This is a genomic window from Clostridium sp. OF09-36 (genome assembly GCF_003481985.1).
Lineage (GTDB): Bacteria > Bacillota > Clostridia > Lachnospirales > Lachnospiraceae > Brotaphodocola.
On the sequence record NZ_QUMD01000062.1, the window covers coordinates 1 to 2,900 of the forward strand.

At 44.6% G+C, this 2,900-nt stretch carries 1 protein-coding gene and 1 pseudogene; both read right to left on the reverse strand.

Translation table 11 applies throughout. From position 1 onward, the window contains the following. Positions 1-165 precede the first annotated feature (165 nt). Positions 166-1,128 carry a DUF3732 domain-containing protein gene (locus DXA97_RS19470; RefSeq protein WP_243107786.1) on the reverse strand — a complete coding sequence of 321 codons (963 nt, stop codon included), beginning with the start codon at positions 1,126-1,128 and terminating at the stop codon, positions 166-168. 66 nt (positions 1,129-1,194) lie between these two features. Further along, positions 1,195-2,705 (reverse strand): annotated as a pseudogene (locus DXA97_RS19480) (recombinase family protein). Positions 2,706-2,900 lie beyond the last annotated feature (195 nt).

A 2,900-nucleotide genomic window follows, 5' to 3' on the forward strand; every position in this document is an offset into this window, starting at 1 on the left:
CATGTTGCTTTGCCATATGAGATCCTCCTTCAGCATGTTTCTATTGTACCATGCTTATGTGTATTTGGAATTTCTCATTTTGGCTTGTACTATTTATATTCTAGCAACACTATTAAGGCTGTATATTTTGGTCATATTATTGTCTTCCTTTTTATAATACTGTATTTAAATCAGACCTGTATCATTTCTCCAATTACACCGAATATATCTTTCAAATTCTTCTTTGCACTCCAAGTTTTTCCCGTCCACATGGTCTACAATAATAATTTGAGGCAATATTCCTGTGTCTTCACCGATGGAATTGATTTCATCAAAAATTGTCTTATACATTTTATTGACGGCAATCAAATCTGCTTGCGTGATTTCGTCTTTATCATTACCTTGTGGGAAATACACTTGACTTGGTTGGTCAAAAAACATAACCAAAGGCATCGGTGAATTGTCCTGAGTTGCAAAAAAACGCAGGAAACTTAAAAACAGAGCAATATGGCAGGAAACCCAATTTGCACCACTCCCCATCTCGTATAGATGGATATTCTCATTGCTTTTCTGGTGCTGATAAATGTCAAAGCTACCGTCTGTTAAACCAAAATTCAAGTCAATCGGTCTATACTCTTCTTCAAAATCAAGCGTTAAAGAAAGACGATTCATATTGTTTGATAAAAAGCTCTCAGCTTTTGACATCTTCTTATCAACATCAAATCCTTTGATTTTTTCTTCGAGTCTGGCAATTTTTTCTTTAAGTTCTTCAATATCTCCATCAACCGTTTCAAATATACCAGAGCTACTCATTTCAGCATATAAAGCGATTCTCGCTTTTGCGTAATTTACTTTTTCTCTCTTTGAAACAAGAGCTTTTGATGAAATGAATTTTTCCTCAATTGTCTTTATCTGTTTCCAAACACCTCGTATTTTTTCATCAATCTTTGAGTGAGCTTCCTTGAGTTTTCTAACATCTTCAGAAAAATCGGAAGTGTATTTTTCGGTAATTCTTAATTCGTTATCTAACCATTCTGTAGCCTCAATGAGCTTTGAATCATTCTCGGCAATTTCTTTACATTCGTGACCGCAAAGAGGACAGGTATATTCGTCAGTTTCAATTTCGGCTATACTTGTTTGTTGTTTCAAATCCTTCAAAGTACAGTTTACAAGGGACTACACAGGGTAACGGTCTGACGGGAGGTGTTCCGCCCGTCAGATTTTCCATGTGATATTCAAGCTGTCGCTTGTGGCGGCTATGGTGGTAATCATCAAATCCACCACACGCCGCTTGTCGTCAAAGGATACATTCTCCCAAGTGTCGAGGTAGCCGGAAATCTGGCTGACCTGTTCCGGCTGATGGCTTCCACCGTCAGCTCTGCTATCCTCGCCAGAAGTTCCTGCTTGCGCCCGTCCAGTTCTGCTATCTTCACATTCACATAGGAGAGCAGCACATTGTTTGCGCCCGTCAGACTGTCCACCAGCTTTTCAATCTCGCTGTCCACATGGAGAAGTTCCACTTGCAGGGCGGCGATTTTCGGGTTTGCCTTTGCCGCTTTTTTTCTGCCCGTCAGCGTTTTGTAGCTTGCCAGCTTCTTCACCATCTGCTGATAAACAACCGCTTCCAGCTCCGAAGTGATGATTTTCCCGCACCCGGCACAGCTTTTATTGTCCAGCCGCTTTGTGCAGCGGAGATATTGCTTTCCCACAGGATTGTTAATGCTCATAAGGGCATACCCGCAGTTTCCGCACTTGATTTTTCCCGCCAGCCATGTATGGGTGGCTTTCCGGGCAGACTGGATTTTCATGTTGTTCATCAGCTTCTTGCGGCAGGTCAGCCAGATGTCGGAGGGGACAATGCCCTCATGGGGAGCCAGCACCAGCATTTGGTCTTTCAAGTCGTTCTTTTTGCTGGGCTTCACATCCCGCCCTTGATACAGATAGCAGCCATTCATGCCGGTAAAATCGGCAGCGTCATTGACAATGATTGTCCCTTGACTTTTGAAAAATTCGTACACATCAAGGTCTGCCTGCACATAGACAGGATTGCGTAACATCTGCGCCAGCGTGGGGCGTATTAGTTCCTTGCCGTTGAATAAAATTCCCTGTTCGGCAAAGTACCGGGTAATGTCCCCGTAGGAGGTTGTGGGCTGGGCGTACATCTCAAACATCAGCCGGATATTTGCCGCTTCCTCCGGGTTTACCACCAGCTTCTTTGTGTTGATACCGTCCATCTTAATCGGCTCTGTATGGAAGCCGTAAGGGGCTTTCCCACCCATCTTGAAGCCTCGCTGGCTGCGGGAATAATAAGCGTCCGTCACCCGCTTCTGTATCGTTTCCCGTTCAAGCTGGGCGAACACGATACAGATATTCAGCATCGCCCGCCCCATCGGGGTGGAGGTATCAAACTTTTCCGTAGAGGACACAAACTCTACATTGTACTGTTGGAACAGCTCCATCATATTGGCAAAGTCCAGAATGGAACGGCTGATACGGTCGAGCTTGTAAACCACGACCTTTGCAATCAAGCCCCGCTTGATGTCCCGCACCAGTTCTTGAAACTTCGGACGGTCTGTGTTCTTGCCGCTGTACCCCTTGTCTGTGTATTCCTTGCAGTTACCGCCTTTCAACTCGTATTTGCAAAATTCAATCTGGCTTTCAATGGAAATGCTGTCCTTTTTGTCCACCGATTGTCTTGCATAGATTGCGTCTATTCGATTATTCATATTGTCGCTCCTTTTCTTAAAAAAGAAACGGAGCTGCTGACAGCTTTATTATACCGCCAGCAGCCCCGCAAATCAACGATGGCTTCGGAAAACCTTATGCCCCGGCTTCCTCACTCTGCCGTTTGTCGGCATACTTGCGGAACACCTCATAAAGCTGCTGTTCCAGCTCCCGGCGTTTTGCCGCTTCCTGCTCCG